Origin of the sequence: Serratia sp. K-E0102 (assembly GCF_029962625.1) — a bacterium.
In the GTDB taxonomy this organism is placed as follows: domain Bacteria; phylum Pseudomonadota; class Gammaproteobacteria; order Enterobacterales; family Enterobacteriaceae; genus Serratia; species Serratia sarumanii.
Genome location: NZ_CP124754.1, coordinates 3,753,894 through 3,779,675, shown reverse-complemented (window position 1 = coordinate 3,779,675; position 25,782 = coordinate 3,753,894). Strand labels below are relative to the sequence as shown.

Annotated in this window: 29 protein-coding genes; 14 read left to right on the top strand and 15 right to left on the bottom strand. The window is 59.7% G+C overall.

The window, feature by feature from the left end; genetic code table 11:
• Positions 1-81: 81 nt before the first annotated feature.
• Positions 82-732 carry a YetF domain-containing protein gene (locus SSARUM2_RS18055; RefSeq protein ID WP_033648818.1) on the top strand — a complete coding sequence of 217 codons (651 nt, stop codon included), beginning with the start codon at positions 82-84 and terminating at the stop codon, positions 730-732.
• A 36-nt stretch (positions 733-768) separates the two neighbouring features.
• Here SSARUM2_RS18055 and SSARUM2_RS18050 read toward each other — a convergent pair whose 3' ends face one another.
• Complete coding sequence (locus SSARUM2_RS18050; protein WP_033635514.1) at positions 769-1,017, bottom strand: GlsB/YeaQ/YmgE family stress response membrane protein; 249 nt, start codon at positions 1,015-1,017, stop codon at positions 769-771.
• Positions 1,018-1,050: 33 nt separating this feature from the next.
• Complete coding sequence (locus tag SSARUM2_RS18045) at positions 1,051-1,566, bottom strand: hypothetical protein (RefSeq protein WP_049233030.1); 516 nt, start codon at positions 1,564-1,566, stop codon at positions 1,051-1,053.
• A gap of 272 nt (positions 1,567-1,838) precedes the next feature.
• Between SSARUM2_RS18045 and hda the strand changes: the two genes are divergently transcribed.
• Positions 1,839-2,540, top strand: coding sequence for a DnaA inactivator Hda (gene hda, locus SSARUM2_RS18040; RefSeq protein ID WP_025159568.1), 702 nt, complete (start codon positions 1,839-1,841; stop codon positions 2,538-2,540).
• Between the two features lie 7 nt (positions 2,541-2,547).
• Here the strand turns inward: hda and SSARUM2_RS18035 are convergent, their stop codons facing one another.
• From SSARUM2_RS18035 to SSARUM2_RS18020, 4 genes are all read right to left on the bottom strand, one after another.
• The gene (locus SSARUM2_RS18035) at positions 2,548-3,093 is read right to left on the bottom strand and encodes a DNA-binding protein (protein ID WP_041036242.1); all 546 of its coding nucleotides are present in this window, start codon (positions 3,091-3,093) and stop codon (positions 2,548-2,550) included.
• A 13-nt stretch (positions 3,094-3,106) separates the two neighbouring features.
• Positions 3,107-3,337 carry a hypothetical protein gene (locus tag SSARUM2_RS18030; RefSeq protein WP_033644019.1) on the bottom strand — a complete coding sequence of 77 codons (231 nt, stop codon included), beginning with the start codon at positions 3,335-3,337 and terminating at the stop codon, positions 3,107-3,109.
• Between the two features lie 200 nt (positions 3,338-3,537).
• On the bottom strand, positions 3,538-3,891 hold the full coding sequence (gene arsC, locus SSARUM2_RS18025; RefSeq protein WP_033648817.1) for an arsenate reductase (glutaredoxin): 354 nt from the start codon (positions 3,889-3,891) through the stop codon (positions 3,538-3,540).
• A gap of 20 nt (positions 3,892-3,911) precedes the next feature.
• Entirely contained in the window at positions 3,912-5,381 is a 1,470-nt protein-coding gene (locus tag SSARUM2_RS18020) for a M48 family metallopeptidase (protein WP_033635508.1), read from the bottom strand.
• A 339-nt stretch (positions 5,382-5,720) separates the two neighbouring features.
• Here SSARUM2_RS18020 and SSARUM2_RS18015 point away from each other — a divergent pair, with 339 nt between their 5' ends.
• Positions 5,721-6,260 carry an Rrf2 family transcriptional regulator gene (locus SSARUM2_RS18015; protein WP_004941666.1) on the top strand — a complete coding sequence of 180 codons (540 nt, stop codon included), beginning with the start codon at positions 5,721-5,723 and terminating at the stop codon, positions 6,258-6,260.
• Positions 6,261-6,418: 158 nt separating this feature from the next.
• Complete coding sequence (locus SSARUM2_RS18010; protein ID WP_049194848.1) at positions 6,419-7,627, top strand: FAD-dependent oxidoreductase; 1,209 nt, start codon at positions 6,419-6,421, stop codon at positions 7,625-7,627.
• A 34-nt stretch (positions 7,628-7,661) separates the two neighbouring features.
• On the opposite strand, the gene SSARUM2_RS18005 is transcribed toward SSARUM2_RS18010, so the two are convergent.
• Positions 7,662-8,123, bottom strand: coding sequence for an Lrp/AsnC family transcriptional regulator (locus SSARUM2_RS18005; RefSeq protein WP_033635506.1), 462 nt, complete (start codon positions 8,121-8,123; stop codon positions 7,662-7,664).
• 193 nt (positions 8,124-8,316) lie between these two features.
• On the opposite strand from SSARUM2_RS18005, the gene SSARUM2_RS18000 reads away from it, so the two are divergent.
• Positions 8,317-8,934 (top strand): LysE family translocator, encoded by a 618-nt coding sequence (locus tag SSARUM2_RS18000; RefSeq protein ID WP_033635505.1) that lies wholly within the window; start codon positions 8,317-8,319, stop codon positions 8,932-8,934.
• A 20-nt stretch (positions 8,935-8,954) separates the two neighbouring features.
• Here the strand turns inward: SSARUM2_RS18000 and SSARUM2_RS17995 are convergent, their stop codons facing one another.
• On the bottom strand, positions 8,955-9,407 hold the full coding sequence (locus SSARUM2_RS17995) for a GNAT family N-acetyltransferase (RefSeq protein ID WP_033635504.1): 453 nt from the start codon (positions 9,405-9,407) through the stop codon (positions 8,955-8,957).
• A gap of 392 nt (positions 9,408-9,799) precedes the next feature.
• Between SSARUM2_RS17995 and SSARUM2_RS17990 the strand changes: the two genes are divergently transcribed.
• Both SSARUM2_RS17990 and SSARUM2_RS17985 read left to right on the top strand, forming a co-directional pair.
• Positions 9,800-10,882 carry a YncE family protein gene (locus tag SSARUM2_RS17990; protein WP_060423107.1) on the top strand — a complete coding sequence of 361 codons (1,083 nt, stop codon included), beginning with the start codon at positions 9,800-9,802 and terminating at the stop codon, positions 10,880-10,882.
• Between the two features lie 56 nt (positions 10,883-10,938).
• Positions 10,939-13,134, top strand: coding sequence for a TonB-dependent siderophore receptor (locus SSARUM2_RS17985; protein WP_120151026.1), 2,196 nt, complete (start codon positions 10,939-10,941; stop codon positions 13,132-13,134).
• A gap of 72 nt (positions 13,135-13,206) precedes the next feature.
• Here the strand turns inward: SSARUM2_RS17985 and SSARUM2_RS17980 are convergent, their stop codons facing one another.
• Positions 13,207-13,419, bottom strand: coding sequence for a hypothetical protein (locus SSARUM2_RS17980; RefSeq protein ID WP_033648813.1), 213 nt, complete (start codon positions 13,417-13,419; stop codon positions 13,207-13,209).
• Between the two features lie 854 nt (positions 13,420-14,273).
• Here SSARUM2_RS17980 and SSARUM2_RS17975 point away from each other — a divergent pair.
• On the top strand, positions 14,274-15,350 hold the full coding sequence (locus tag SSARUM2_RS17975; protein ID WP_033635501.1) for an AI-2E family transporter: 1,077 nt from the start codon (positions 14,274-14,276) through the stop codon (positions 15,348-15,350).
• Between the two features lie 43 nt (positions 15,351-15,393).
• Here SSARUM2_RS17975 and bcp read toward each other — a convergent pair whose 3' ends face one another.
• Entirely contained in the window at positions 15,394-15,858 is a 465-nt protein-coding gene (gene bcp, locus SSARUM2_RS17970; RefSeq protein WP_033654587.1) for a thioredoxin-dependent thiol peroxidase, read from the bottom strand.
• A gap of 2 nt (positions 15,859-15,860) precedes the next feature.
• Positions 15,861-16,430, bottom strand: a complete 570-nt coding sequence (locus tag SSARUM2_RS17965) for a glycine cleavage system transcriptional repressor (RefSeq protein ID WP_015378708.1) — start codon at positions 16,428-16,430, stop codon at positions 15,861-15,863.
• A gap of 146 nt (positions 16,431-16,576) precedes the next feature.
• On the opposite strand from SSARUM2_RS17965, the gene dapA reads away from it, so the two are divergent.
• The 6 genes from dapA (at position 16,577) to ypfH (ending at position 23,363) form a co-directional block, all read left to right on the top strand.
• Positions 16,577-17,458 carry a 4-hydroxy-tetrahydrodipicolinate synthase gene (dapA, locus tag SSARUM2_RS17960; protein ID WP_043147806.1) on the top strand — a complete coding sequence of 294 codons (882 nt, stop codon included), beginning with the start codon at positions 16,577-16,579 and terminating at the stop codon, positions 17,456-17,458.
• Positions 17,459-17,474: 16 nt separating this feature from the next.
• Entirely contained in the window at positions 17,475-18,527 is a 1,053-nt protein-coding gene (bamC, locus tag SSARUM2_RS17955) for an outer membrane protein assembly factor BamC (RefSeq protein ID WP_033648812.1), read from the top strand.
• A 170-nt stretch (positions 18,528-18,697) separates the two neighbouring features.
• Complete coding sequence (gene purC / locus SSARUM2_RS17950) at positions 18,698-19,411, top strand: phosphoribosylaminoimidazolesuccinocarboxamide synthase (RefSeq protein WP_041036224.1); 714 nt, start codon at positions 18,698-18,700, stop codon at positions 19,409-19,411.
• A 209-nt stretch (positions 19,412-19,620) separates the two neighbouring features.
• Positions 19,621-20,484, top strand: coding sequence for a neutral zinc metallopeptidase (locus SSARUM2_RS17945; protein ID WP_033635497.1), 864 nt, complete (start codon positions 19,621-19,623; stop codon positions 20,482-20,484).
• 56 nt (positions 20,485-20,540) lie between these two features.
• A complete protein-coding gene (locus tag SSARUM2_RS17940) occupies positions 20,541-22,553 on the top strand; it encodes a GNAT family N-acetyltransferase (protein ID WP_041036222.1) in 2,013 nt (670 codons plus the stop codon).
• Positions 22,554-22,673: 120 nt separating this feature from the next.
• Positions 22,674-23,363 carry an esterase gene (ypfH, locus tag SSARUM2_RS17935; RefSeq protein WP_049194842.1) on the top strand — a complete coding sequence of 230 codons (690 nt, stop codon included), beginning with the start codon at positions 22,674-22,676 and terminating at the stop codon, positions 23,361-23,363.
• Between the two features lie 30 nt (positions 23,364-23,393).
• On the opposite strand, the gene SSARUM2_RS17930 is transcribed toward ypfH, so the two are convergent.
• Genes SSARUM2_RS17930 through SSARUM2_RS17915 form a run of 4 tightly spaced genes read right to left on the bottom strand, consistent with a single transcriptional unit; the run spans position 23,394 to position 25,763 of the window.
• A complete protein-coding gene (locus SSARUM2_RS17930; RefSeq protein ID WP_004941720.1) occupies positions 23,394-23,579 on the bottom strand; it encodes a YpfN family protein in 186 nt (61 codons plus the stop codon).
• A 2-nt stretch (positions 23,580-23,581) separates the two neighbouring features.
• The gene (locus SSARUM2_RS17925; RefSeq protein WP_033635494.1) at positions 23,582-24,256 is read right to left on the bottom strand and encodes a M15 family metallopeptidase; all 675 of its coding nucleotides are present in this window, start codon (positions 24,254-24,256) and stop codon (positions 23,582-23,584) included.
• Positions 24,253-25,380, bottom strand: a complete 1,128-nt coding sequence (dapE, locus tag SSARUM2_RS17920) for a succinyl-diaminopimelate desuccinylase (protein WP_033648807.1) — start codon at positions 25,378-25,380, stop codon at positions 24,253-24,255. Before dapE ends, SSARUM2_RS17925 begins: the two co-directional genes overlap by 4 nt.
• The gene (locus tag SSARUM2_RS17915) at positions 25,377-25,763 is read right to left on the bottom strand and encodes an ArsC family reductase (RefSeq protein ID WP_033654592.1); all 387 of its coding nucleotides are present in this window, start codon (positions 25,761-25,763) and stop codon (positions 25,377-25,379) included. The genes dapE and SSARUM2_RS17915 overlap by 4 nt, the downstream gene beginning before the upstream one ends.
• Positions 25,764-25,782: the final 19 nt, after the last annotated feature.

Below are 25,782 nucleotides of genomic sequence, written 5' to 3'. Positions count from 1 at the left end.
TTTTACTCGTATTTCTGCCTTTACATCCGTTGGGATAAAGTAGCTGATAGCATTAACAACATCGATTAAAAGGAAAAGGATATGGAGTACTACGGATATATTTTGCTCAAATTTGTTATTGGCTTTGTCATTGTTATCACCCACTTGAACTTGTCCGGAAAGACCCAGCTATCGCAAATGACCCCTGTGGATTTTATCGGCAACTTTGTGCTCGGGGGCATTATTGGGGGCGTTATCTATAGCGACAGCATCCCCTTGTACCAGTATGTCGTTGTACTGCTTATCGGGGTAGGGCTAATTTCTCTGTTGAATGCAATCAGTAAACACTGCAACTTCTTTCGTTCGGTCACTATCGGCAACCCGATACCAATTATAAAAAACGGCCGCTTTTTGATGGAAAATATTTTAGCCAAGAAAAATAAAATCGACATCTTGAACGTTTCCTCACAGCTGCATGCGCAGGGGATTCACGCCTTTCAGGAGATTGTCTATGCGCAAATTGAGCCGGGCGGTCAGATCACCGCGGTATGTGAGGGAAATGAGCTGCCTTCGATTATCATTATGAAAAATGGCAGGGCCAGGCCTTATGAGCTGCAGGAGATTAATAAAGATGAGGAGTGGTTGAGCCAAACTATCCGTGAACACGGTATAGAGCCGAAAGATATTTTTATTGCTGAGTTTTGGGACGGTAGAACTGCGTTCATTCTTAATGACGGACGCATGGTCAAATAGTGAAAAAGGGGGAGCCTCAGCCCCCCCAATATCATATTAGCTGCGAATTTTGCGGTACACGAACAGCACCACGATAGCGCCGATGACCGCCACCACGAAGCTGCCGAAGTTGAAGCCGTCAACCTTGCCGTAGCCGAAGAAGGTGCTGATATAGCCGCCGACCACGGCGCCGATGATCCCCAGCACGATGGTCAGGATAAAGCCGCCGCCGTCTTTGCCGGGCATGATCCACTTAGCCAAAATACCGGCGATCAGGCCGAAGATAATCCAGGAAATAATCCCCATTTACTGCTCCTTTCTTTTGTGGCTGAGAATAGCTTACTGCTGGGTGGCCGGCTGCGTATCGCCGTTCACCGCCGCATCGGTCTCTTGTTTCAACTCTTGCGCTTTGTTTTCGGCGCTGCTCTTGATGGCTTCGGTCTTCGCCTTGGCCTGCTCGGTCAGATCGTTAGCGCCGTTGATGGCGTCGTTTTTGATGACCTTGGCCTGATCCACCAGCTGCTGGCTTTGTTTGCCTGCGTCATCCTTGATCGCGGCGGCCTTGGCCTTGGCGTCGTTGGTGATGGCGTCCGCCTGTTTGGCGGCTTCATCTTTAATCGCCGAGGCTTTGTCTTTCAGCTGGTCAGCCTGGGTGGCGGCCTCTTTTTTGATTTCATCCGCCGTTGCTTTCGCCTTGTCCGTCAGATCGTCCGCTTTTTTCTGGGCGGCGTCTTTCATCTGCTCGGCACTGTCTTTGGCTTTATCCAGGTTGGCGTCAACCTTGGATGAGTCATCACAGCCGGCAACCAACAACCCGATAAAGGAGGCCAACAGCACTTTATTCCATACTTTCATCGTCTATATCCTTGCAGAAACCTTGTTGATGGTGATTGCATTTAGCCTACCTATACTAGGTCAGATTTTACTTAAATTACAAATTTAACCTGCGCAGGCATGGAGTTAGGGAATGATATCGGACAATTCTTGCCTTGGCGGACACCGCAGCCGATCAAGCGGCGCTTAGGCATTGCTCACTATTGCGGCATAAGATCCTGCCGGTTCAACAGCGCCCGTTTTCTGTGTTAAACTGCCCACGTTTTTCTGCCAGTTTTGGTTGAGGTGCTTCTCTGAATACGCCGGCACAGCTTTCACTGCCACTTTATCTTCCCGATGATGAAACTTTCGCCAGTTTTTATCCGGGCGAGAACCCATCCCTATTAGCCGCGATCCAATCCGCCGTCCGTCAGGAACATGGCAGCTATATCTATTTTTGGTCGCGTGAAGGCGGCGGGCGCAGCCATCTGCTGCATGCGGCCTGTGCCGAGCTTTCGCAGAAGGGCGAGGCGGTGGGCTATGTGCCGCTCGACAAGCGCGCCTACTTCGTGCCTGAAGTGTTGGACGGCATGGAGCAGCTGGCGCTGGTTTGCATCGACAATATTGAATGCATCGCCGGCGACGAAGAGTGGGAGATGGCGATCTTCAACCTCTACAATCGCATTCTGGAAACCGGCCGCACCCGTTTGTTCATCACCGGAGATCGCCCGCCGCGCCAGCTGAACCTGCGTTTGCCGGATCTGGCTTCGCGCCTGGACTGGGGGCAGATCTACAAGCTGCAGCCGCTGTCGGACGAAGAGAAACTGCTGGCGCTGCAGCTGCGCGGCAAACTGCGCGGCTTCGAGCTGCCGGAAGACGTGGGCCGCTTCCTGTTGAAACGGCTGGATCGCGAGATGCGCACGCTGTTTATGACCCTCGATCAACTCGATCGCGCCTCGATCACCGCCCAGCGCAAGCTGACCATCCCGTTCGTTAAAGAGATCTTGGGGCTGTAGCGAGCCATCAAACCTGTTTTTCTGCATGTTCCAGCAGGGAGCTGTAGTGCTCAACCTGCTGGCGTTGCCGATCGCTTCGCAGTTGCAAAGCGAGATTGATATGTTCCAGACACTGCGCATTGTCTGCAAGCCGTGGGTCGATTTTCCCTTGTTGCGCCAACCAGGCCGCCACGTCAGCCCAGCGCCATAACGGTGAGGTGCCGCCGAGCCGTTGAATGGGGGAAGGGAAGCCGCCGGGGCCGCGAGTCCCGTCTTTTAGCATCGCGATCGCCTGACGCGACAGTTCAGTGAGCTCGGCAATATCGCTTAATCCCACCAGGCTGGAGTCTACCGATATCACCTTGGCGCCAATATTTGCAGACTCAATATCACTGATGGCGCTGCAAATCGCGTGCGCAAAATTATCGCTTTCTCGATCGAACTCCAGGTAGACGGTTTTACCGTAGAAACAGATCAGCGCGTCATCGCATCCCGCTGCATGCAGCGCATCCTCCAACCCGGTGGTATCGGCGGTCACTCCATCTAGCGTCAATGAGAAATGAAAGAGCGTCATGGTGATTCTCCGGTTATTTTTTCTGCGACAGCGCCAGGCAGTGATCGACTTTGCGCCGAATCTGTTTGGCATGTACCTCTGGATTTTTCGGCGTGCTCCAGATGCTCATCATATGTTCTTGATGTCCGGCAAAGGCGCAATGCAGTCGTCCAAATGCGTGCCCTTTGCTGGGGCGAAAATGCCACCCCTGAGAAAGGGCGTAAGCTAATGCCGCCTGGATATGCTTGTCTGGGTGTTTTTTCATCGCTCGTCCAGTGATGCGATTAGGGTAGTGGGGGTGTTGACGGTTGTCAACGCCTGTCTTGCCGTGAGGCTCGGCATTTGTGCAGCATAGCAACAGGAGAAGTTGAGGATGATGAAAAGTATTTATATAACAAACAATTAAAAATAGCCCTGTTCAGGGCTATTGGTATGTTACGGCTCAATAAGAGGCGGGTTGACCGTTTACAAAATCTCCAGCACCTGCTCCGGCGGCCGGCCGATGCGCGCCTTGCTGCCTTTCACCACGATCGGGCGTTCGATCAGTTTCGGGTTCGCCGTCATCGCCGCCAGCAACTGTTCTTCGCTCAGGCTGTCGTCCGCCAGCTTCAATTCCTTGTACAGGTCTTCTTTCTTGCGCATCAGATCGCGCGCCGATGTGAAGCCCAGTTCCTTCAACAGCTTTTTCAGCTCATCGGCCGACGGGGGCGTTTCAAGGTACAGCACCACCTTGGGATCGACGCCGTGCTGTTCCAGCAGCGCCAGGGTTTCACGGCTCTTGGAGCAGCGCGGGTTGTGGTAAATCGTGACGTTTTTCATGGCGTTCATTCCTTGTTGCATCAGCTGCGCTGGTATTGGCGGAAGCGCTGTTGCAGTTGGCGCAGCTGGTCGATGCGCGCATCGTAGCGCGCCTGTTTCAGGCTGCCGAGTTTCTGCAGCGAGCTGGCATTGCTGAGCAGGCCGATGGCCTGATCGAGCCGGCCGGTCAGCGCCAGGCTTTCGGCGCGGGCCGACAGTTCTTCATCGCGCAGCCCTTGGGCGGCGCTGGCCTGCGCCAGCAGATCCCAGCCGTTCGGATCGTCCGGATGGGCAAAGGTGTAGCGGTTCAGGATCTTCGAGGCCTGCGCCGGCTGGTTGCCTTCGACATAGGCGTTGGCCAGGTTGAGCTGCAGCACCGGGTTGTTGCTCTGGGCGGCGTTGGCCGCCTGCAGCCGGGCGATGGCCTGCGGCGCGCGTTTCTGGCCGAGATCGATGTCGGTCATCAGGTCGATCAGCCAGACGTTTTTCGCATCCTGCGCCAGCATCGGCTGAATGATGTTGCGCGCGTCGTCGTATTTTTTCGCTTCATAGAACAGGATGGCGCGGCCGTATTTGGCGGCCGCCTGTTCGCGCACATTGCCCTTGCTGAGCGAGCCGAGCAGCTCTTCGTTCAGGCCATAGCCCTCCGAACTGTACATGCCCAGTGCGCGCACCTTGGCCATCAGGTAATCCTGCGAAGACTGCACGATGTGTTTCGGCATCTGGTTGGCGCGGTTGCGCGCGTCGGAAAGGCGGCTGTCCGGCAGCGGGTGCGTCAGCAGCATTTCCGGCGGTTTGGAGGCGTAGCGCGACTGATCCGAGAGCTTCTGCAGGAAGTCGGGCATCGCTTCCGGATCGAATCCGGCACGCTGCAGCACTTGAATGCCGATGCGGTCGGCTTCCTGTTCGTTCGACTGGGTAAAGCTGATCATGCCCTGCTGGGTGCCGGCCAGGGTGCCGCTCAGCGCCGCCATGCCCATAGTCGGGTTGGCCATCGCCAGCAGGATGGAGCCGAGCGCGCCCACCCAGGTCAGCGGGGCGTTGCGCTGCTGATCTTCCATTGCGCGCGCCAGGTGGCGCTGGGTGACGTGCGAGATTTCGTGTGCCAGCACCGAAGCCAGCTGGCTTTCGTTGTCGCTGACGCGCAGCAGCGCGGAGTGCAGCACCACGTTGCCGCCGAAGAAGGCGAAGGCGTTGATCTCGTCGTTGCGCACCAGATAGAAATGGAACGGCGTGCGCACCGAATAGGCGCTGGCCACCAGCCGGTTGCCCAACTGGTTGATGTACTGGCTCAGCAGCGGATCGTTGATCAGCGGGGCGCTGGCGCGCAGTTGGCGCACGTAGAAATCGCCCATCGCCAGCTCTTGTCCGATGCTCAGGGTGCCGCCGGCGGAGGTGCCCATATCCGGCAACTGATCCTGGCTTTCCGCCTGTGCTGGCGCCAGGGCGGTGGCGTTCAGCGTGCCGAGCAGCAGCACCGCTAACGCGGTTTTGGTCAACCGGTTGGTCATAGTCAGGCGTTTCCCTTAAATAATCATTTCTAAGACGTCAGCAGCAGACAAGAGTTCTTTATTCCCGCGGCGCAATCCGCGCGAAAGTGCGGCGGCTCACAAACCGCGGCGGCGGCACCCATCACATCATAGTCAGCCGCAGGCGACAAGGAAACGTTAGCCGGGCGCGGATCGGGCAAAAAAGTTTTATTTTTCATTTTGAAGGGCGTTTTTTCGTCGCTGGCGGCATGCATTCCGAATAAAACACGGATCAACTTTGTCCGTGTTTTATTGACAAGAGAAACGCAGACTCATATAGTCTGCGTTATTGAAGATTCATTGACGGTCGAAAACGGACACATGGCGTACATCACAACCAGCGTTGAATATGGCATCCACTGCCTGCTGTGGCTGGTCGGCGATAACCAGCGCGCGCTCAGCAGCCGCGAACTCGCCGAGCTGCAAGGCATCTCCCCCAGCTTTCTGGCCAAGATTTTCCCCAAGCTGGAAAAGGCAGGGATCGTCGCCGCCAGTGAAGGGGTGCGCGGCGGTTATCGTCTGGCGCGCCCGGCGGACGAGATCAGCTTCCTGGAGATCATCGACGCCATCGAAGGGCACAAGCCGCTGTTCGATTGCCAGGAGGTGCGCGGGCGCTGTGCGGTGTTCGACGATTCCCCGCCGGATTGGGCGGTTTCCGGCAAATGTGCCATCCACGCGGTGATGCTGCAGGCGGAGAAAGCGATGCGCGACGCGCTGGCGGCGCAGACCCTCGGCGCCGTCGCGGCCCGCTTTGGCCGCAAGGCGCCGCAGGGCTTCTTCGGTGAGGTCAACCTCTGGCTCGACGAGCGCATGACGGAGCGCACCGCGCGCAGCGGCAAAACGGCGCGCGCCAAGACCTAACAACCGCCTTTCCTTAAAGCGAAACACACTTTTCCCGCCTCTTCGGAAGGGGCGGGCGGGCCTTCTGCACCCTGTTACGGGAGCGGAACGGCATCGTTCATCCGAAAACTTGCGGGCAGCCTTATCGCCCGGTTAACCCTGTATGAAGGAGTCATCCCATGACGCAGAAAATAGTGATTGCCGGTTCCGGTTTTGCCGGTTTTTGGGCCGCCGTGTCCGCCATGCGCGCCATTAACATCGCCGGTAAGCATGACGAGATCGAGGTGCTCATGGTTTCGCCGACGCCCACGGTCACCATCCGGCCGCGCCTGTATGAAGCGGTGCTGGAAAACATGAACCCGGACATTTCCGCGCAGCTCGCCGCCGTCGGCGTGCGCCACCTGGCCGGGACGGTAGAACGCATCGACGCCGCCGCCAAAACGCTCACGGTGGCGCTGGCGACGGGGGGATCTCTTGAGCTGGTCTACGACCGCCTGGTGTGGGCCACCGGCAGTCGGCTCTCCGTGCCTGCGGTGCCGGGCTTTGCCGAATACGGTTTCAACGTCGATACGCTGGAAAGCGCGCAGCGTTTGGATGCCCATATCAAAGCGCTGGCGGCCAAACCCTCGACGCCCGCGCGCAACACCGCCGTGGTGGTGGGCGCGGGGCTGACCGGGCTGGAGAGCGCGGCGGAGATGCCGCAGCGGCTGCGGGATGCGCTGGGCAAAGACGAGAACGTGCGCGTGGTGATCGTCGATAGCGCGCCGGAAGTGGGCGCCGGGATGGGGGCGGAGCCGGGGGCAGTGATACGCCAGGCGCTGGCGGAGTGCGGCGTGGAAGCGCGGGCCGGTCTGCGCGTCTCGGCCATCGACGCCGAGGGGGTGATGCTGTCGAACGGTGAGCGCATCGCTGCCAACACGGTGATCCTGGCGGCGGGCGTGCGGGCGCATCCGCTGACCGAGCAGATCCCCGGCGAGCGCGACGGCAGCGGCCGGGTGATCGGCGACGCCTTCCTGCGCGCGCCGGCGGCGGCGGGCATTTTCGTGACCGGGGATACGGTGAAGGCGGCGACCGACGATCTCGGCAACCACAACCTGATGACCTGCCAGCATGCGATGAGCCTTGGCCGCGTGGCCGGCCACAATGCGGCGGCGGAGCTGGCGGGATTGCCGACGCACCCGTACAGCCAGCCGAAGTATGTGACCTGTCTGGATCTGGGGCCCTGGGGCGCGCTGTATACCGAAGGCTGGGATCGCCAGGTGCGTTTTACCCGTCAGGAAGGCAAAAAGATTAAGCAGGAGATCAACACGCAGTGGATTTATCCACCGGCGGCGGATCGCGAGGCGCTGTTCGCCGTAGCCAATCCGGATTTCGTGATTGTGCCTTAAAGAAGTCAAAACGGGAGCGGCAACGCTCCCGTCGTCATTTTCCCAGCGGCAGGAACGAGCGCTCCGGCACCACGGTCTTCATCACCAGCGTGGAGCTCAGGCGCTGCACGCCCGGCAGAGCGGAGAGTTTCTCGTCGTAAAGCTGTTGAAAGGCGGGCAGATCGCGGGCGATCACGTGCAGCAGGTAGTCGGGATCGCCGAACAGCCGCTGCGCCTGCACCACCTGCGGAATGTCCATCATGGCGTTTTCGAAGGTTTCAACGGCGCGGCGATCGCCTTCGCGCATGGTGACGAACACCAGGGCGGAAAAGTTATAGCCCAGGCTGCCGGGATCGAGCTGGGCGCGGTAACCTCTGATCACCCCGGATTCCTCTAACGCCCGCACCCGGCGGTGGCAGGGGGATACGCTCAACCCGATCCGCTCGGCCAGCTCGGTCACCGACAAACGGCCGTCGGCCTGCAGTTCAGCAAGAATCTTGCGATCAATCTTATCCATTTAGAAGAATTTACCCTGTTATGCCGATTTCAGGCAAGTAATTGAAAGCACATTTTAATCCCTTGAGGATATTCTTGCCATCTGTTGAACGGTTTTGACGGCCGCCGCGGCAGGCGGGGCCGTTCTTCTTCCACGAGGAAAGCGCAATGGTTCTCTGTTCAGTGTGGCGCAGCGCGTTTGAGAGGGCGGCGGTATGACGCTCGCTCTGTTCGCCGCTTTTTGGGCGGTATCGATTTTGTTGGTGATCACGCCGGGTATGGATTGGGCCTATGTGATCTCGGCGGGCATTCGCGGCCGGGTGGTGGTGCCCGCCGTCGCCGGCTTGCTGTTTGGCCATTTGTTGATGATTGCGATCGTAGTGGCGGGCGTCGGCGCGCTGCTGGTCGGCAACCCGCTGGCGCTGACGGCGCTTACCTTGCTGGGAGCGGCTTACCTCTTGTGGATCGGTTGCAACATGCTGCTGCACCCGCCGGTGCCCGGCGCCGGTGAAGATCAGCGTTCCGATTCCTGGCTGCGCTGGGCCGGCAAGGGCGTGTGCGTCAGCGGCCTGAACCCCAAGGTGTTTCTGCTGTTTTTGGCGCTGCTGCCGCAGTTTACCGACGCCCGGGCCGAATGGTCGGTGCCGATGCAGATGCTGGCGTTGGGCGTCGTGCATTTGATCAGCTGCGGCCTGGTGTATCTGCTGGTGGGATTCGGATCGCAGTCGGTACTGCGCACGCGCCCACAGGCCGCGAAGGTGGTGGGGCGCATCTCCGGCGCGGCGATGATCGTCATCGCCCTCGGGCTGCTGGCCGAGCAGGCGCTGAAATAGCGCCTGGTCAGCGAAAACACCTATCGTCGGTAGATGTCCGGCCGGGCGATCTGCCAGACAAAGTCGGGGCGGTTGATGGCGCTATAGCCCACTTTTTCATAGAGCCAGGGGGCGGTGCTGGTGACCAGCATGACTCGCCGCAGCGTCGCCATCAGCGGATGGGCCTGGCAGCATTCCGCCAGCCACAGACCCAGCCCGCTTTTTTGGTACGTTTCCAGCACGTACACGTCGCACAGATAGCCGAAAGTGGCGTAATCGGTAACCAGCCGGGCGAAACCGATCTGCCTGGCGCCGTGATACAAACCGAAGCACAGGCTGTGGGCGAGGGACTGGCGGACGGTCTCTTTATCAATGCCTTCCGCCCATGACGAACGGGTCAGAAATGCATGGATGGCATCGAGATCCAGCAGAGCGGGATCGGTGCTGACGAGATAGTCCGCACGCTGCCACTCCCGTGGGGCAGGGGTTGTCATGAGGGGGCTTCTCCTGTTGTCTGCTCGCTCGTTGTTAAGTGCCTGTACGCAGGGTGAGGCCGTTTATCGACGGTGTAAGGCGAGATAACCATGCACGGCACCGGGATCGATAGCTGGCGTATTGGTTTTGATAATACGAGATGTCGCCATGACTTTTAGAGAAGGAAGGAAAATAATTACGCTTGATTGCGTAAATAATAATGAGTATGTTTCTCATTCTCTTTGTTGTTCGCGGGCGCACGAAGGAGTTATTAGCCTGCATTAGCGTGATAGTTGATTCACAGGGAAACACTGAGACGCGCGGTGGCGCTCATTTCTCGTGATGAGAAAGCTCAAAACTAAACTGCAGAGCCCGCCGTAAACACCGTTTTGAATGGTCAAGGATTTCCCCGATGAAAATGAAAACCTCTGTGCTCGCCCTGCTGACGGGGATGGCGCTCAGCGGCTGCACGCCGCACCAAACCTCTTCCTCTTCCCCTGCCGTGCAACCTCTGGCGCAAGCGGCGCAATCCGACAGCATCGTCAAACGCCAACTGGCTTATGGCTTGTATGAAATGGCGCTGACGCCAGGGGGAGATGCGCTGTACGTCGCCAGCGCCGAAAGTTTTAAAGATGTACAGGGTGGCGTGGTCTATAAGCTGGACGCCAAGACCCTGAAAACCCTTGGCACGACGCATACCGATCTGAAAAATTTCGCCATGCAGGCCGCTGCGGATGGGAAAACCCTGTATGTCAGCAATTCGCTGGACGGCGGCATCAGCGCAATCGGCGCCGCCGACGGTAAGGTGAAAGGGCGTTTGCTGTTCAGCGAGCGCAATGAGAAAGGGTTGCCGTATGGTGCGCGCCAAATTCTGGCTCACGACAACACGCTGTATGTGGGGGCGGTGGCCGACCCGGCGCAAATTTGGGTGGTTGACGCTGAATCGCTCAAGCTGAAAACGCGCATTAAAAATACCGGCAAATGGATGACCGGCCTGCATTACTCCGAACAGACCCAACGCGTGTATGCCGCCAATGGCAGCGGCGAGATCCTGGTGATCAACCCGCGTTCCAACCGCATCGAAAAACGCTGGAAACCATTGGGAGACCAACCCGCACTGCTGCTCAATATGGCGGAGGACGAGGCTACCGGTCGTTTGTTCGTCACCGACAACTCCAAGGCGAAGACCACGCTGGTCTTGGATATTCACACCGGGAAGTTATTGAAGCGGCTTGATGTGGGCGACTCTTTGGCTGTCGTTTTCAATCCACGGCGCAACGAAATTTACATCTCGCAGCGTGAATCCGGCAATGTGCTGAGCCTGGATGCGACGACCTATGCGGTGAAACAGCGCTGGCCGCTGCCGCCGAATCCAAACAGCTTGCTGCTGTCGGCAGACGGCCAGACATTGTTCGTTACGGTCAAACAGCCGTTTAACAAAGATCATTCCACTCAGGGGCCGGACAGCGTGGTTCGCATCGCGTTGAATAAATAAGCCCCATCGGCCCGGCGACGGGCCATTTAACTTTTATCCTCATTCATGAGTGAATTATGCACAACACCAGTACAACGAATTTCCCTTTACGTAAAACGCTGCTGGCGCTGACTATTGTCGCGCTGAGCCAGGGGGCGCTGGCCGCAGACGGCGACGCCAAGAAAAACCAGGAGGACACCCTGGTTGTCCGGGCCGAAAAACACGGCGATTTCAACTCCGGCGGCAATGATTTGGTTCCCGCCTATCTGGATGGACAGGTCGCCCACGGCGGCCGCCTGGGAATGTTGGGCGAACAGAAAGCGATGGACGTTCCGTTCAACGTCATAGGTTATACCGCGAAGCTGGTACAGGATCAGCAGGCGAAGACCATCGCCGACGTGGTCAGCAACGACGCGGGTGTACAGGCGGTGCAGGGGTACGGTAACTTCGCCGAAACCTATCGTATCCGCGGTTTCCAACTGGACGGCGACGACATGACGATGGGCGGGCTGCCGGGCGTGGTGCCGCGCCAGGTGATGGATACCCAGATGCTGGAGCGGGTGGAGATCTTCAAAGGGGCGAACGCCCTATTGAACGGCCTGGCTTCCAGCGGCGTTGGCGGCATGATCAATCTTGAACCGAAGCGGGCGGAAGAAACGCCGACCACCCAGATCGGCCTCGACTACACCTCCGATTCTCAGGTGGGCGGCACGCTGGATCTGGGCCGCCGTTTTGGTGACGACAACCAGTTTGGCGCTCGCGTCAACCTGGTGCACCGTGAGGGTGAAACGGCGGTTGAGGATGATAAGCGGCGCACGACGCTGGCATCGGTTGGGCTGGACTATCGCGGCGATCGTTTCCGTTCATCGTTGGACTTCGGTTATCAGAAAAAGACTTTCCATGGGGGAACGATGGGGGTCAACATCAGCGGCATCGATGTGATACCCGCGGTGCCTGACACCCGTAAAAATTACAGTCAGCAGTGGGGCTACAGCGATATCGAGAACGAATTCGGCATGGCGAAAGCGGAATATGATTTAACCCGCGACTGGAAGGCCTATGCCGGCTTGGGCGCGCAGCACGGCCATGAAACCGGTGTTTACAGCGCACCGAAGCTCATCAACGCCAACGGCGACGCCACGGTTGGGCGCCTGGACACCAACCGCATTATTGACGCTTTCAGCGGCATGGCGGGGCTTGAGGGCAAGTTCACGACCTGGGCGGTTTCGCATCGGGTCAACGTCGGCTATTCCGCGCAGATTAAACGCGACAAAACCGCGTGGCGCATGTCCGCCAACAATCCGACGACCAATATCTACGATAACCATGATGTCGCAATACCGGACAACGCCTATTTCGGCGGCAACTACAGCGATCCGCTGACCACGGCGCGTAACCGGACGCAGGGCTGGTTGTTCAGCGATACGTTGGGCTTTTTCGGCGACCGGGTGTTGTTAACGGCGGCGGCGCGCCATCAGAAAGTGGTGGTGCGTAATTACAGCAACGCCACCGGCCTGGAGGATACCGCCTCCCGTTATACGCAAAGCCGCTGGATGCCGACGTTCGGGCTGGTCTACAAGCCGTGGGAAACGGTGTCGCTTTATGCCAACCATACCGAGGCGTTGCAGCCTGGCGGCATTGCGCCGAAAGAGGCGGCTAACTTCGGGCAGAGTACCGGTATCGCCCGTTCCAAGCAAAATGAAGTGGGCGTGAAAGTTGATTTCGAACGCGTGGGCGGCTCGTTGGCGCTGTTTGAAATCAAAAAGCCGGCCACCATGATCGACAGCAACAACTACTACACGTTGAACGGCGAGCAACGTAACCGCGGCGTGGAGTTGAATGTATTTGGCGAACCGGCCTTCGGCCTGCGCCTTAACGGCAGCGCTACCTGGCTTTCGCCCGAGCTGACCAAAACCCAGGGCGGCCGTAACGATGGCAAAGACGCTATCGGCGTAGCGCACTTCTACGCGGTGCTGGGGGCGGAATACGATATCAGGCCGGTCGATGGCCTGACGGCGACGGCGAAAGTGCGGCATACCGGTTCGCAATATGCCGACTCCGCCAATACCAAAAAGCTCGATAGTTTCACGACCCTGGATCTCGGTCTTCGCTATCGCATGCGTTTGAATGAGGATCAAAATACGCTGGTATGGCGTGTGGGGTTGGACAACGTCACGAACGCGAAGTATTGGTCCGGCGTAGAAAGCAATGGCACTTACGTCTTCCAGGGACAGGCGAGAACGCTGAAAGCGTCGGTAACTTACGACTTCTAAGCGATACAGAAACGACGGCGGCCCACATGTGATGGGCCGTCGGTTTCTTCGTCACCGGGGGATCGTTTTTCACTATGACCGATGGGTGAGCACGCTGATCAGATCCAGCGCGTCGTCCGCCGCCGCGATTTCGCTTTCGCTGAGCGCCTGCCGTTCGATGAAGCTCTCGATGGCTTCCAGCAGGGAGAAAACGCTGATTTCATCCCCTATCTTCACGACTTCGCAAACGCCACGCCCGATCGCCAGACAGATGGCTTCATCAAATTCACACGGTTTGCTGTTCATCTTTTTTCCCCTACGGCGTTTGGGATGATATCGGCCATGCTACCGGTTTTTGCCCGGCGGCTGTCTGACGAAAATCTCATTTTTTCGTTGATGCTGGCGGGCCCACGATCGCGTGCAGTGGCGAAATTCTGATTTCCTCACCGTGGCCAAATTTCCCTTGTGACCGCCGTGCCGGCGCGGTATTGTCGCCAAATGACGACAATACCGCCTCATTGTCCGCATAAAAAATTCATGACGTTATCATCCCTTCATCCCGCTGCCGTGCGGGATTTTTTTATGAGGTTTATCTCAAAGTGCGGATAACCTCGACGCGATCGCTTGCCATGCTCTGGGAATAATCCTAGCTTGAAATAGTCATTTAGGGTTAGCAATCCCTCATGACCTCCTTGTAACACTTGATGCACCAGAACGTTTTCTCCCCCGCTGCGGCGGGGGTTTTTAATGACGTGCATCAGAAAAGGCCGCAACGCAAGAACCGACAGAGTTCGTGACGATAATCAGTTTAAGCATCAGGGGATGGGAAAATGAAAAATGATCTGGCGGCGGCGATCGCGATTGGCTGTGTGCTGTTGTTCGCATTGGCGGTCGGTTCGCCCCTTTCTATCGGTACCTCGCTGTAATCTTCCGCGGCCCCGTTCGGGGCCGCTCACCGCGCCTGTCGCCGCGTCTGCGGATTTTTGCGCCGATCGCCTGCCCACGGGATAAAATCAGCCAAATTGCGGTTGATGTATGGCGAACTTTGAGTACTCTGAGTGCTTTGCACACCTCGCGTGCGCCCGTTCTATCTATGCTTTAATCACGCCCATCACAGGAATCGCCATGCCCGCCCGTCAAACCTCGAGGAGCCCGCTCTGATGCTGGAGATGTTATTACAGTGGTACCGCCGCCGCTTCACCGATCCGCAGGCTATCGCGCTGCTGGTGATCCTGGTCGCCGGCTTCCTCATTCTCTATTTTCTGCACGGCATTCTGACCCCGTTGCTGGTCGCCATCGTGCTGGCCTATCTGCTGGAGTGGCCGACCGCGCGCCTGCAGCGCATCGGCTGTTCACGCACCTGGGCGGCGAGCATCATGCTGCTGGTGTTCGCGGGCGTCGCCATGCTGCTGGTGTTCGTCGTCGCGCCAACCGCCTGGCAGCAGGGCATCAATCTGATGAGCGATCTGCCGGGCATGCTCAATCAGTTCTATAACTTTGCCGCGACGCTGCCGAAGCGTTACCCGGCGCTGGTGGATGCCGGCATCATCGACATGATGGCGGAAAACCTGCGCAGCCGGCTGTCCGGCATGGGCGAGTCGGTGGTGAAATTCTCGCTGGCGTCGCTGGTCGGCCTGCTGACGCTGGCTATCTACCTGATCCTGGTGCCGATGATGATGTTCTTCCTGCTGAAAGACAAAGAGCAGCTGCTGAACGCGGTGCGCCGCGTGCTGCCGCGCAATCGCGGCCTGGCGGGGCAGGTCTGGAACGAGATGAATCAGCAGATCACCAACTACATTCGCGGCAAGGTGCTGGAGATGGTGATTGTCGGCGTGGCGACCTACCTGGTGTTCGCCGTGCTGGACATGCGCTACTCGCTGTTGCTGGCGGTGCTGGTGGGCTTCTCGGTGTTGATCCCCTACATCGGCGCGGTGCTGGTCACCATTCCGGTGGTGGTGGTGGCGCTGTTCCAGTGGGGCGTAGGCGCCGATTTTTGGACGCTGATCGTCGCCTATCTGGTGGTGCAGGGGCTGGATGGCAACCTGCTGGTGCCCATTTTGTTCTCCGAAGCGGTCAACCTGCATCCGCTGGTGATTATCCTGTCGGTGATCGTGTTCGGCGGGATGTGGGGCTTTTGGGGGGTATTTTTCGCCATTCCGCTGGCGACGCTGGTGAAGGCGGTGATCCATGCCTGGCCGGATGAACTGCGGGTCGAGGTGGAAGACGAGGCCGGCTGAGAGGGAATAACGAAGCGCAGCAGGCCGCTGCGCTTCGTGAGATTTACTGCTGCAGGTAGTTCAAAACGATGTCGTGGTGATTGGTGGTTTTGAAATCATCAAACACTTTTTCAATCTTGCCTTTGCCATCGATCAGGAAACTGATGCGGTGAATACCGTCGTAGGTCTTGCCCATGAAGGTTTTCTCGCCCCACACGCCAAACTGTTGCGACACCTGATGATCTTCATCAGACAACAGCGTGAAGTTGAGCAGCTCCTTTTCGGCGAAGCGCGACAGTTTTTCCGGTTTGTCGGTGCTGATGCCCAGCACTTCGACGCCGGCCTTTTTCAATTCGTCCATGTTGTCCCGCAGGCCGCAGGCTTGCACGGTGCAGCCCGGCGTCATCGCCTTCGGATAGAAGTAAACCAAAACTCGCTGTCCCTGGAAGTCGGCCAAATTAATTTCCTCACCGTCCTGGTCAGGCAAACTAAATTTCGGCGCTGTGTCACCGGCTTTCAATGGGCTCATCACTACTCTCCATCTTTCTCGTCATGCTGTGGATAGTTCACCACGCTAATACTGCCTTGCGCGTTCAATTCTGTACATAGGCGATGGAAGGCTTGCTCAATATTTGAGGCGTCCCGATCGCCGGAGCTGTGGGCGGTGATTTGGATATACAGCTGCGGCGGCAGGTCGCCGTCCGCCGGCTGCGTGCGCGAGACCAGTTCGGCGATATTCATCTGGCTGGAGTCGAACAGATCGGTAAAGCGTTCGATGATGTGCGGCGAGTCCTTCACTTCCACCTGCACCCACACCGTGGCCGGCATCGGCGGCCTTTCGTGCGAGTTTGTGCGTTTCATCACGATCAGCAGATCCAGCTCCGCGCCTTTTTGCGGCAGGGTGGATTCGATCAGGGTGATGGCGTTCCAGCTGCCGGACAGCAGCATGATGAACGTGAACTCCTCTCCCAGCATGGCCAGACGGCTATCTTCGATATTGCATCCGCAACTGCTGACGTGGCGGGTGATGGTATTGACGATTCCGGGGCGGTCGGCGCCGAGCGCGGTAATCACGAGATAGTGTTCGTCTGACTGAGGCAAAATAGCGCTTCCTGTCGTGCTTAATGGGGTTACCATGGTAAACATAAAAAAAACCGCCTGCCAAGCGCTTACAACGCGGTTGTGCGCTTGCTTTTGGATAGGCAGCAAAAGTACCATGAGTGACTTGTTTGTGGAGGGGACGGCCAATGTTTACGGGAAGTATTGTTGCACTGGTTACGCCGATGGACGACAAAGGTGCTGTCGATCGCGCGAGCCTGAAAAAATTGATCGATTATCATGTAGCCAGTGGCACCGCGGCGATCGTTTCCGTAGGGACCACCGGCGAGTCCGCAACGCTTGCCCATGACGAGCACGTTGACGTGGTGCTGCAGACGCTGGAGCTGGCCGACGGCCGCATTCCGGTGATCGCCGGCACCGGCGCCAACGCCACCGCCGAAGCCATCGCGCTCACCACCCGTTTCGCCAACACCGGCGTGGTGGGCTGCCTGACGGTCACGCCGTACTACAATAAGCCGACGCAAGAAGGGCTGTATCAGCACTTCAAGGCGATCGCCGAGAGCACCGAGCTGCCGCAGATCCTGTATAACGTGCCTTCGCGCACCGGCTGCGACATGCTGCCGCCGACCATCGCTCGGCTGGCGAAAATCAAGAATATTGTTGCTGTAAAAGAAGCGACGGGGAACTTAAGTCGCGTTAGTCAGATCCAAGTGCTGGTTGACGATGAAGATTTCATTTTGCTGAGCGGCGACGACGCCAGCGGGCTGGACTTCATGCAACTGGGCGGCAAAGGGGTGATTTCCGTGACGGCCAACGTGGCCGCGCGCGAGATGGCGGAACTTTGCGCGCTGGCGGCGCAGGGCAAGTTTGCCGACGCGCGCCGCTTAAATCAGCGCTTGATGCCGTTGCATCAGGATCTATTTGTAGAAGCAAACCCAATTCCGGTGAAGTGGGCCTGTAAGGCGTTGGGATTGATGGCAACCGATACGCTGCGTCTGCCGATGACGCCGTTGAGCGAAGCCGCCCGCCCGGTGGTGGAGCGCGCGCTGAAAAGCGTCGGTTTGCTGTAACTCTAAGGGAAATTTGATGGCTTATTCATTGCAAAAGTCGACGGTAGCAAAAGTAGTGGGCATCTCTTTGGTGATGATGCTGGCGGCCTGCAGCAGCGATCAGCGCTACAAGCGCCAGGTCAGCGGCGACGAGGCCTACCTCGACGCGGCTCCGCTCAAGGCGCTGAACGCGCCGTCCGGCATGATCCTGCCGGTGCAGAGCGGCAACTATGACGTTCCCGCCACGACGCTGCAAGGCAACGTCGGCAAGCAGTTGGACATTCGTCCGCCGGTGCAGCCGTTGGCGCTGCTGAGCGGTTCTCGCGCGCAATACGCTGGCGACAGCGGCACGCTGCTGCTGGAAAACAGCCCGCAGAACCAGAACCTGTGGTCGCGCGTGGTCAGCCTGCTGCAGGCGAAGAACATCGCGATCGCTTCGCGCCAGGACGCCGGTCAGACCCTGACCACCGACTGGGTGAAGTGGAACCGTCTGGACGAAGACAACCAGTACGAAGGCCGTTATCAGATCAGCGTGCAGCAACAGGGCTACCAGCAGGCGCTGGTGGTGAAAAGCGTTGGCCTGCAGCAGCAGGGCAAGACCGAACAGGTGACCGATCAGTCTGAGATCCAGCGCTACAACGGCATGATGATCAACACCCTGATCGAAGGCCTGGACAAGCAGGACAACCTGGCGAGCAGCCAGACCGCCAGCCGCTTCGGCGCGCTGGACGTGCAGAGCGGCGCCGATGACACCGGCCTGCCGATGCTGGTGGTGCGCGGCCCGTACACCGTGGTGTGGGATCGCCTGCCGCCGGCGCTCGAAAAACTGGGGATGAAAGTGGGTGACCGCAGCCGTCCGCAGGGCACCGTCGCCGTGACCTACAAGTCCCTGAGCAGCAGCGATTGGGATGCGTTGGGCGTCAAGGATCCTGAACTGGCGGAAGGGGATTACAAGCTGCAGGTCGGCGATCTCAACAACCGCACCAGCCTGCAATTCATCGATCCGAAAGGCAAACCGCTAACCCAGTCGAAAAACGACGCACTGGTGGCGGCATTCCAGTCTGCCTTCAGTAAAACCAGCGTTAACTAATCGAAAAGGGGCTGCGGCCCCTTTTTGTTTTGTCTATACGGTATCGTTTGCGTCGCAGGTTTGGCACAATAGTGCCCGGCACGCCAAAGAATTCATTAGGTCAATTCTATACCCCCTAATTTCGGGCCGCGCTCGGGAGACATCGGGGATACATCACTGGAGTAAGTAAGATGCAAAAGCTAGCTGAGCTGTATCGCGGAAAGGCAAAAACCGTTTACACCACCGAGAATCCCGATCTGTTGGTGTTGGAGTTCCGCAACGATACGTCAGCACTGGATGGTCAGCGCATTGAGCAGTTCGATCGCAAAGGCATGGTGAACAACAAGTTCAACCATTTCATCATGAGCAAACTGGAAGAAGCCGGCATCCCGACCCAGATGGAGCGTCTGCTGTCCGACAACGAAGTGCTGGTGAAAAAGCTGGACATGGTGCCGGTGGAATGCGTGATCCGCAACCGCGCCGCCGGTTCGCTGGTGAAGCGTCTGGGCATCGAAGAAGGCCTGATGCTGAACCCGCCGCTGTTCGATCTGTTCCTGAAAAACGATGCCATGCACGATCCGATGGTCAACGAATCCTACTGCGAAACCTTCGGCTGGGTGAGCAAAGCGCATCTGGCGCGCATGCGCGAGCTGAGCTACCGCGCCAACGACGTGTTGACCCAGCTGTTCGACGACGCCGGCCTGATCCTGGTCGACTTCAAGCTGGAGTTCGGCCTGTTCAACGGCGAAGTGGTGCTGGGCGATGAGTTCTCGCCGGACGGCAGCCGCCTGTGGGACAAAAACACCCTGGACAAGATGGACAAAGACCGTTTCCGTCAAAGCCTGGGCGGCCTGATCGAAGCCTATGAAGAAGTGGCGCGCCGCATCGGCGTGAAGCTCGACTAAGCGTCGGCACCGCCATTCGGGGCGATCCGGCCGGATCGTCCCGCTATTCTGCGTTTTTCCAGAAAATTTCTACATTTCCTCTGCGGCAGACCATTTATAATAATGGATGCGAGATGACTAAAACCTATCCCACTCAGGCTTGAAGCTGCCTTTGCGCTTACCATCGCGGCGCAACTTCAACGAGCAGGGGAAATATCTGGAGTATATTTATGCGTTGGCAAGGGCGTCGGGAAAGTGACAATGTTGAGGATCGTCGCGGGCAATCTTCAGGTTTGGGCGGCGGCGGCTTCCGCGTGCCGGTGCGCGGCAAGGGCGGCATCGTCATTCTGGTGGTGGTGCTGGTGGCCGGCTATTACGGCATCGATCTGTCGCCGCTATTGAACGGCGGTAACGTTGCGCCGCAGGGGCAACAACAGAGCGCCAACATCAGTCCGAAAGATGATGAGCTGGCCAAATTCACCTCGGTGGTGCTGGCCTCGACCGAGGACAACTGGAAAGAGATTTTCCAGCGCATGGGCAAAACCTATCAACCGCCGAAGCTGGTGATGTATCGCGGCGTGACGCGCACCAGCTGCGGCACCGGTCAGGCGGCAATGGGGCCGTTCTACTGCCCGGGTGACAGAACGGTGTATATCGATCTGTCTTTTTATCAGGACATGAAAACCAAGCTGGGCGCCGGCGGTGATTTCGCTCAGGCCTATGTGGTGGCGCACGAAGTCGGCCACCACGTGCAGAACCTGTTGGGCATCGAGCCCAAGGTGCGCCAGATGCAGCAGGGTGCCAGCCAGGCGGAAGTGAACCGTCTGTCGGTGAAAATGGAGCTGCAGGCTGACTGTTTCGCCGGGGTGTGGGGCAAATACGCCGAGAAGCAGCAGATGCTGGAAGAGGGCGATCTGCAGGCGGCGCTGAATGCCGCGCAGGCGATTGGTGACGATCGGTTGCAGCAGCAGAGTCAGGGTCGCGTTGTGCCGGACAGCTTCACTCACGGCACCTCGCAGCAGCGCTACACCTGGTTTAAGCAGGGCTTCGACAGCGGCGATCCCAATACCTGCAACACCTTTGCATCCCGTTAACGCCTCAAGTGCCGGAGCCTGACTCCGGCATTTTTTTCGGATTGAGATACAGCCTTATGTTACAGGCAGTGCAACAACTCATGCGACGGCAGGGCATCCGGCGCCTGCTGGTGCTCAGCGGTGAACCCGGCTGGTGCCGCGAACAGGCACAGCGGCTGGCGGCGACGCTGCCGGGCGACTGGCCGTGGGTGGGGGAAAACCCGCCGCCCGGCCTGACGGCGTTGGCGAGCGGCGCGGTGCGCCAACTGCTGGGGCAGGAGCGGCTGCACGCGGTATTCGACGCCGGCCAATCGCTGGACGTGGAGGCGTTGGCGGCGCTGTGCGGCGCACTGCGCGCCGGCAGCTGGCTGCTGCTGCTGACGCCGCCCTGGCGGCAATGGCCTCAGCTGCCGGACGGCGACAGCCTGCGCTGGAGCGATTGCCCACAGCCGATCACCACCCCGCATTTCATTCACCATCTGCAGCAGCACCTGGCCGAAGACCGAGAAGTGACGATCTGGCGGCAGGATGAGCCTCTGACGCTCGCCGAGCTGCCGGCGCGCGAGGGTTGGCTGCCGCCGGATGGCCGGCCGACCGGGGAGCAACAGGCGATCTTGACGGCGCTGCTGCAGGCCGAATCCGGCGTGTGGGTGCTGACCGCCGCCCGCGGCCGCGGCAAATCGACGCTGGCCGGCATGCTGGTGGCGCAGTCGCCGCTGACCTGTTGGATCACCGGGCCGAGCCGCGCCGCCACGGAGGTGGCCGGGGAATGGGCGCAGGGGCGCGCACAGTTTTGGGCGCCTGATGCCTTGCTGGCGCAGTGTCGGGAGGGGGACGTCGGCGCCGTGGGCTGGCTGCTGGTGGATGAAGCGGCGGCGATCCCCGCGCCGCTGTTGCAGCAGCTGATCGGTTATTTCCCGCGCGTGCTGCTGACCACTACGGTGCAGGGGTATGAGGGCACCGGCCGCGGTTTTCTGCTGAAGTTTTGCGCCGGGCTGCCGTCTTATCAGGCGTTGAGCCTGCAACAGCCGATGCGCTGGGCACAGGGCGATGCGCTGGAACGGGTCACGGACAATGCGCTGTTGTTCAATGAGCTGCCCGCCTGGCCGGCGGATGGCCAGGCGATCGATTACAGCCAAGCAGAGCAGCGTGAGCTGTGCGCCGATCCGCAGCGGCTGGCGCGTTTCTACGCCCTGCTGAGCAGCGCGCATTACCGCACCTCGCCGCTGGACTTGCGCAGGCTGATGGATGCGCCCGGCATGCACTACGGGCTGGCGCAGGCCGGGCCAGAGGTGGTCGGCGCCGTGTGGCTGGTGGACGAAGGCGGCTTGAGCACCGAGTTGGCGCACGATGTGTGGGCCGGCCGCCGTCGGCCGCGCGGCAACCTGGTGGCGCAGTCGCTGGCGGCGCACGGCGGCCAATGGTGGGCGCCGACGCTGCGTTCACGGCGCATTACCCGCATCGCGACGCTGCCGGCGCTGCGGCGGCAGGGTATCGCGCGTCAGCTGATCGAACGGCAACGCCGCCAGGCGCAGGGGCTGGATTTCCTGTCGGTCAGCTTCGGCTATACCGAGCCGCTGTGGCGCTTTTGGCAATCCTGTGGTTTCGAGCTGGTGCGTATCGGCAGCAAACCGGAGGCCAGCAGCGGCTGCTATACCGCGATGGCTATTTTGCCCTTGAGCGAGCAAGGGGAGGCGCTGCGACACGCGGCGCACAAGCATCTGGCGCGCGACTGGCCCTGGCTGCGGCAGCGCATCGAGCTCGCGCTGGCGATCCCGGGCGACGACGGCGATACGTCGCTCGGCGAAGAGGACTGGCGTGAGCTGGCCGGGTTCGCTTTCGCCCACCGGCCGCTGGAGGCCAGCCTGGGGGCATTGCAGCGTTTGCTGTTGGCCAGCAATCTGCCGCTGCCCGCGCTGCGCGGCCATCTGCAGCGGCGGCAATCCCCGGCGGCCTGCGCGGAGCAGGCGGGCGTCAGCGGCCAGAAAGCCTTGCTGCGCCACTGGCGGCATGAAACGGCGCAGGCGCTGGAACAGCTGAATGCGCAGCACTGCCGCTACTGGCGCGACTGGGCGCAGTCGTTGCAATAAATTGAACAACTCGCTCAATAAAACCCGATTTTCCCGCTTTCTCAACGGCGTATAGTCACTGTCAGCGGTGCGGCGGCGACTGTCCTCGCACCAGGTTTGGTTACTATTAAGGAGTCATCGATGAAACATGAGCATTTCGTTGTCCAAAGCCCGGCGACCCCGGCGGCGCAGCTGATCTTGCTGTTTCACGGTGTCGGCGACAACCCGGTGGCGATGGGGGAGATCGGCAGCTACTTCGCCAAAGAGTTTCCTCAGGCGCAGGTGGTGAGCATCGGTGGCCCCGAAGCGTTTGGCAACGGCGCCGGGCGCCAGTGGTTTTCGGTGCAGGACGTGACCGAAGAGAACCGCGCGGCCCGTATTGCAGACGTGATGCCGCAGTTTGTGGCGGTGGTGCGCCATTGGCAGCAGCTGAGCGGCGTGGGCTATGCCGGCACGGCGCTGGTGGGGTTCTCGCAAGGGGCCATTATGGCGCTGGAAGCGTTGAAAGCGGAAACCCGGCTGGCCGGGCGCGTGGTGGCGTTCAGCGGGCGTTTCGCCCAGCTGCCTGAGCAGGCTTTCGGCGACAGCGTGGTGCATTTGATCCACGGTGAAGAGGACGCGGTGATCGCGGTGCAACACGCTCACGCGGCGGCGGAAGCGCTTCGGGCCGGCGGCGCCGATTTCACGCTGGACGTAGAGGAAAACGTCGGGCACGCGATCAACCAGGGCATGATGAACGCCGCGCTGGAAAGGCTGCATTATTATGTGCCGCAGCGCTACTGGGACGAAGCATTGTCCGGCAAGCGCGGCGAGCTGATCGCCTTTCGCTAAAAACTCAGGGCGCCGATAAGCGCCCTGGTGTCATTTCTTTTTCGGCCAGTCGTCTTCGTCATCCCACTGGGCATTATTGTCGCGGTGCGGCGGTATCTCCGGCTTGTTGGCCAGATAGCTTTTCACGTCGACGCGGCGCAGTTCCTTGATGCCGCTGACGACCATTCCCACCAGAACCAGCAGGATAATCCACCAGTAATCAGCTAACCATTGCATAGCTACTCCTTTACTTCACTGCGTATAAAACGCGAAAAAATCGAGGGCAGATGGCGTTCGAGCCATTCGGCACCGGCGACCTCCTTGTCTTGCCAGGCCGCCAGCAACAGCGCCGGGGTCAGCAAATGCTCGGCTTCTTGCGCCAGCGGCCGGTAGCTCAGATGCCACGGCTCTACCGCCACGCCACCGCTGTCTTCGGTAAAGGGGCGGTAGAAACCGAACTCGGCCATATGGGCCGTCAGCCACTGGTTGAGCGGCGCAAAGTAACCGCCTTCTTCATATTCCCACGGCTCCAGCTGCAGCTTTTTCCCTTCCGGCAGCAGCGACGGATCGTACACATCCAGATCGCTGCCCCAGTGATGGCGGCTGGCGCCCGGCAGGGCCGACCAGCGCAGGATCGCCTCACAGCGCTCGGCGGCGGGCAGCGGCGCGACGTCGATCGGGCGGCTGTCCTTATCTAATACTGGCCGCTGGCCGCAGAATTTGCCATTCCAGATCGCTAACTGCCGGTCGAAATCGCGGAAGGTGCTGGCGGGCTGGAGATCGAATCCCGCCTCACGCGCCGCTTGCTGCATCGCCAGGAAGGCGTTGACCGCCTGCGGCTGCAGCCGATGGTTCCCGCTCAGCGGCGCCAGGTGTTCGGTTGAGCGGCCGGTGAGCATCTCTGCGTTGATCATGCGACCAATTGCTCCATGATGCGTTGATACATGCGGCTCAGCAGCTGCAGATCCGCGGCGTTGACGCATTCGTTGACCTTGTGGATGGTGGCGTTGACCGGCCCCAGCTCCACCACCTGCGCGCCCATCTGCGCGATAAAGCGGCCGTCGGAGGTGCCGCCGGTGGTCAGCAACTGCGGCGTCAGTTCAGAATAGTGCTCGACGGCGTTGACCACCGCATCCACCAGCGCGCCGCGCGAGGTGAGGAACGGTTGGCCGGACAGCCGCCACTCGATGCTGTAGTTCAGCTGGTGGCGTTCCAGCAGCTCTTCCACGCGCTGCTTGATCATCGCGTCGGTCAGCTCGGTGCTGAAACGGAAGTTGAACTGCACGTAAAGATCGCCCGGGATCACGTTGTTGCTGCCGGTGCCGGCCTGCACGTTGGCGATCTGCATGCTGGTCGGCGGGAAGAACTCGTTGCCGCGATCCCATTCGATCGCCACCAGTTCATTCAGCGCCGGCATGGCACGGTGCACCGGGTTGTCCGCCAGGTGCGGATAGGCGACGTGCCCCTGTACGCCGTGGATATGCAGGTTGGCGGTGATGGAGCCGCGACGACCGTTTTTCACCACGTCGCCGACGCGCTCGGTGCTGGACGGCTCGCCGACCAGGCAGTAATCCAGCCGTTCGTTGCGCGCCATCAGCGCTTCGACCACCTTAACCGTGCCGTGGGTGGCGCTGGCCTCTTCATCTGAGGTGATCAGGAATGCCAGGCGGCCCCGGTGATCCGGGTTGGCGGCGACAAAGCGTTCCGCGGCCACCACCATTGCGGCCAATGAACCTTTCATGTCCGCCGCGCCGCGGCCATACAGCATGCCGTCGCGGATCGCCGGTTCAAACGGCGGGTTGTCCCAACGCTTTTCATCGCCGGTCGGCACCACGTCGGTATGCCCGGCGAACGCCAGGGTTTGCCCTTCGCCGCGCCAGGCCCAGAAATTCTGGGTGTCTTCGAAGTCCATCGCTTCGACGGTGAAGCCGATCGCCTGCAGACGATCGATCATCAGTTGCTGGCAGCCTTCGTCATTCGGGCTGAGGGAAGGGCGCTTGATCAGCTGCTGGGCCAGTTCGATAACCGGGCAAGTCATACGGCGACCTCGGCGATAAATTGCTGGTAAGTGTCGGCGTTAAAACCGAGCAGGGCGCGGCCGTTGCCGTCGTCCAGCAGCGGGCGTTTAATGATTGCCGGCTGCGCCAGCATCAGCGCGATGGCGGCGTCGGCGTTATCGCAGGCGTTGCGCTGCGCTTCATCCAGCTTGCGCCAGGTGGTGCCGCGGGTATTGAGCAGCGGCTCCCAACCCAGTTGCGCGACGAAACCGCGCAGCTGCTGTTCGGTCAGGCCGTCGGCGCGGTAGTCGTGAAAATGATAGGCCACGCCCTGATCTTCCAGCCAGCGGCGGGCTTTCTTGATGGTGTCGCAGTTTTTGATGCCGTACATCGTCAGCGTTGTCTGTTGCGGTTTGTTTGCCATGGCGTAAAGCTACCTGTCT

What these genes read in the sequence shown, in the direction of transcription:
- SSARUM2_RS18050 (WP_033635514.1), bottom strand. Translation starts at nt 1,017, where the DNA reads ATGGGGATTATTTCCTGGATTATCTTCGGCCTGATCGCCGGTATTTTG.
- SSARUM2_RS17925 (WP_033635494.1), bottom strand. Translation starts at nt 24,256, where the DNA reads ATGATCAACGCAGAGATGCTCACCGGCCGCTCAACCGAACACCTGGCG.
- SSARUM2_RS17985 (WP_120151026.1), top strand. Translation starts at nt 10,939, where the DNA reads ATGCACAACACCAGTACAACGAATTTCCCTTTACGTAAAACGCTGCTG.
- SSARUM2_RS18010 (WP_049194848.1), top strand. Translation starts at nt 6,419, where the DNA reads ATGACGCAGAAAATAGTGATTGCCGGTTCCGGTTTTGCCGGTTTTTGG.
- arsC (WP_033648817.1), bottom strand. Translation starts at nt 3,891, where the DNA reads ATGAAAAACGTCACGATTTACCACAACCCGCGCTGCTCCAAGAGCCGT.
- SSARUM2_RS18000 (WP_033635505.1), top strand. Translation starts at nt 8,317, where the DNA reads ATGACGCTCGCTCTGTTCGCCGCTTTTTGGGCGGTATCGATTTTGTTG.
- bamC (WP_033648812.1), top strand. Translation starts at nt 17,475, where the DNA reads ATGGCTTATTCATTGCAAAAGTCGACGGTAGCAAAAGTAGTGGGCATC.
- SSARUM2_RS17945 (WP_033635497.1), top strand. Translation starts at nt 19,621, where the DNA reads ATGCGTTGGCAAGGGCGTCGGGAAAGTGACAATGTTGAGGATCGTCGC.
- SSARUM2_RS18035 (WP_041036242.1), bottom strand. Translation starts at nt 3,093, where the DNA reads ATGACGCTCTTTCATTTCTCATTGACGCTAGATGGAGTGACCGCCGAT.
- SSARUM2_RS18030 (WP_033644019.1), bottom strand. Translation starts at nt 3,337, where the DNA reads ATGAAAAAACACCCAGACAAGCATATCCAGGCGGCATTAGCTTACGCC.
- SSARUM2_RS18055 (WP_033648818.1), top strand. Translation starts at nt 82, where the DNA reads ATGGAGTACTACGGATATATTTTGCTCAAATTTGTTATTGGCTTTGTC.
- SSARUM2_RS17990 (WP_060423107.1), top strand. Translation starts at nt 9,800, where the DNA reads ATGAAAATGAAAACCTCTGTGCTCGCCCTGCTGACGGGGATGGCGCTC.
- SSARUM2_RS18005 (WP_033635506.1), bottom strand. Translation starts at nt 8,123, where the DNA reads ATGGATAAGATTGATCGCAAGATTCTTGCTGAACTGCAGGCCGACGGC.
- SSARUM2_RS17930 (WP_004941720.1), bottom strand. Translation starts at nt 23,579, where the DNA reads ATGCAATGGTTAGCTGATTACTGGTGGATTATCCTGCTGGTTCTGGTG.
- SSARUM2_RS17940 (WP_041036222.1), top strand. Translation starts at nt 20,541, where the DNA reads ATGTTACAGGCAGTGCAACAACTCATGCGACGGCAGGGCATCCGGCGC.
- bcp (WP_033654587.1), bottom strand. Translation starts at nt 15,858, where the DNA reads ATGAGCCCATTGAAAGCCGGTGACACAGCGCCGAAATTTAGTTTGCCT.
- SSARUM2_RS17995 (WP_033635504.1), bottom strand. Translation starts at nt 9,407, where the DNA reads ATGACAACCCCTGCCCCACGGGAGTGGCAGCGTGCGGACTATCTCGTC.
- SSARUM2_RS17915 (WP_033654592.1), bottom strand. Translation starts at nt 25,763, where the DNA reads ATGGCAAACAAACCGCAACAGACAACGCTGACGATGTACGGCATCAAA.
- SSARUM2_RS18015 (WP_004941666.1), top strand. Translation starts at nt 5,721, where the DNA reads ATGGCGTACATCACAACCAGCGTTGAATATGGCATCCACTGCCTGCTG.
- ypfH (WP_049194842.1), top strand. Translation starts at nt 22,674, where the DNA reads ATGAAACATGAGCATTTCGTTGTCCAAAGCCCGGCGACCCCGGCGGCG.
- purC (WP_041036224.1), top strand. Translation starts at nt 18,698, where the DNA reads ATGCAAAAGCTAGCTGAGCTGTATCGCGGAAAGGCAAAAACCGTTTAC.
- dapA (WP_043147806.1), top strand. Translation starts at nt 16,577, where the DNA reads ATGTTTACGGGAAGTATTGTTGCACTGGTTACGCCGATGGACGACAAA.
- SSARUM2_RS17975 (WP_033635501.1), top strand. Translation starts at nt 14,274, where the DNA reads ATGCTGGAGATGTTATTACAGTGGTACCGCCGCCGCTTCACCGATCCG.
- SSARUM2_RS18020 (WP_033635508.1), bottom strand. Translation starts at nt 5,381, where the DNA reads ATGACCAACCGGTTGACCAAAACCGCGTTAGCGGTGCTGCTGCTCGGC.
- dapE (WP_033648807.1), bottom strand. Translation starts at nt 25,380, where the DNA reads ATGACTTGCCCGGTTATCGAACTGGCCCAGCAGCTGATCAAGCGCCCT.
- SSARUM2_RS18045 (WP_049233030.1), bottom strand. Translation starts at nt 1,566, where the DNA reads ATGAAAGTATGGAATAAAGTGCTGTTGGCCTCCTTTATCGGGTTGTTG.
- SSARUM2_RS17980 (WP_033648813.1), bottom strand. Translation starts at nt 13,419, where the DNA reads ATGAACAGCAAACCGTGTGAATTTGATGAAGCCATCTGTCTGGCGATC.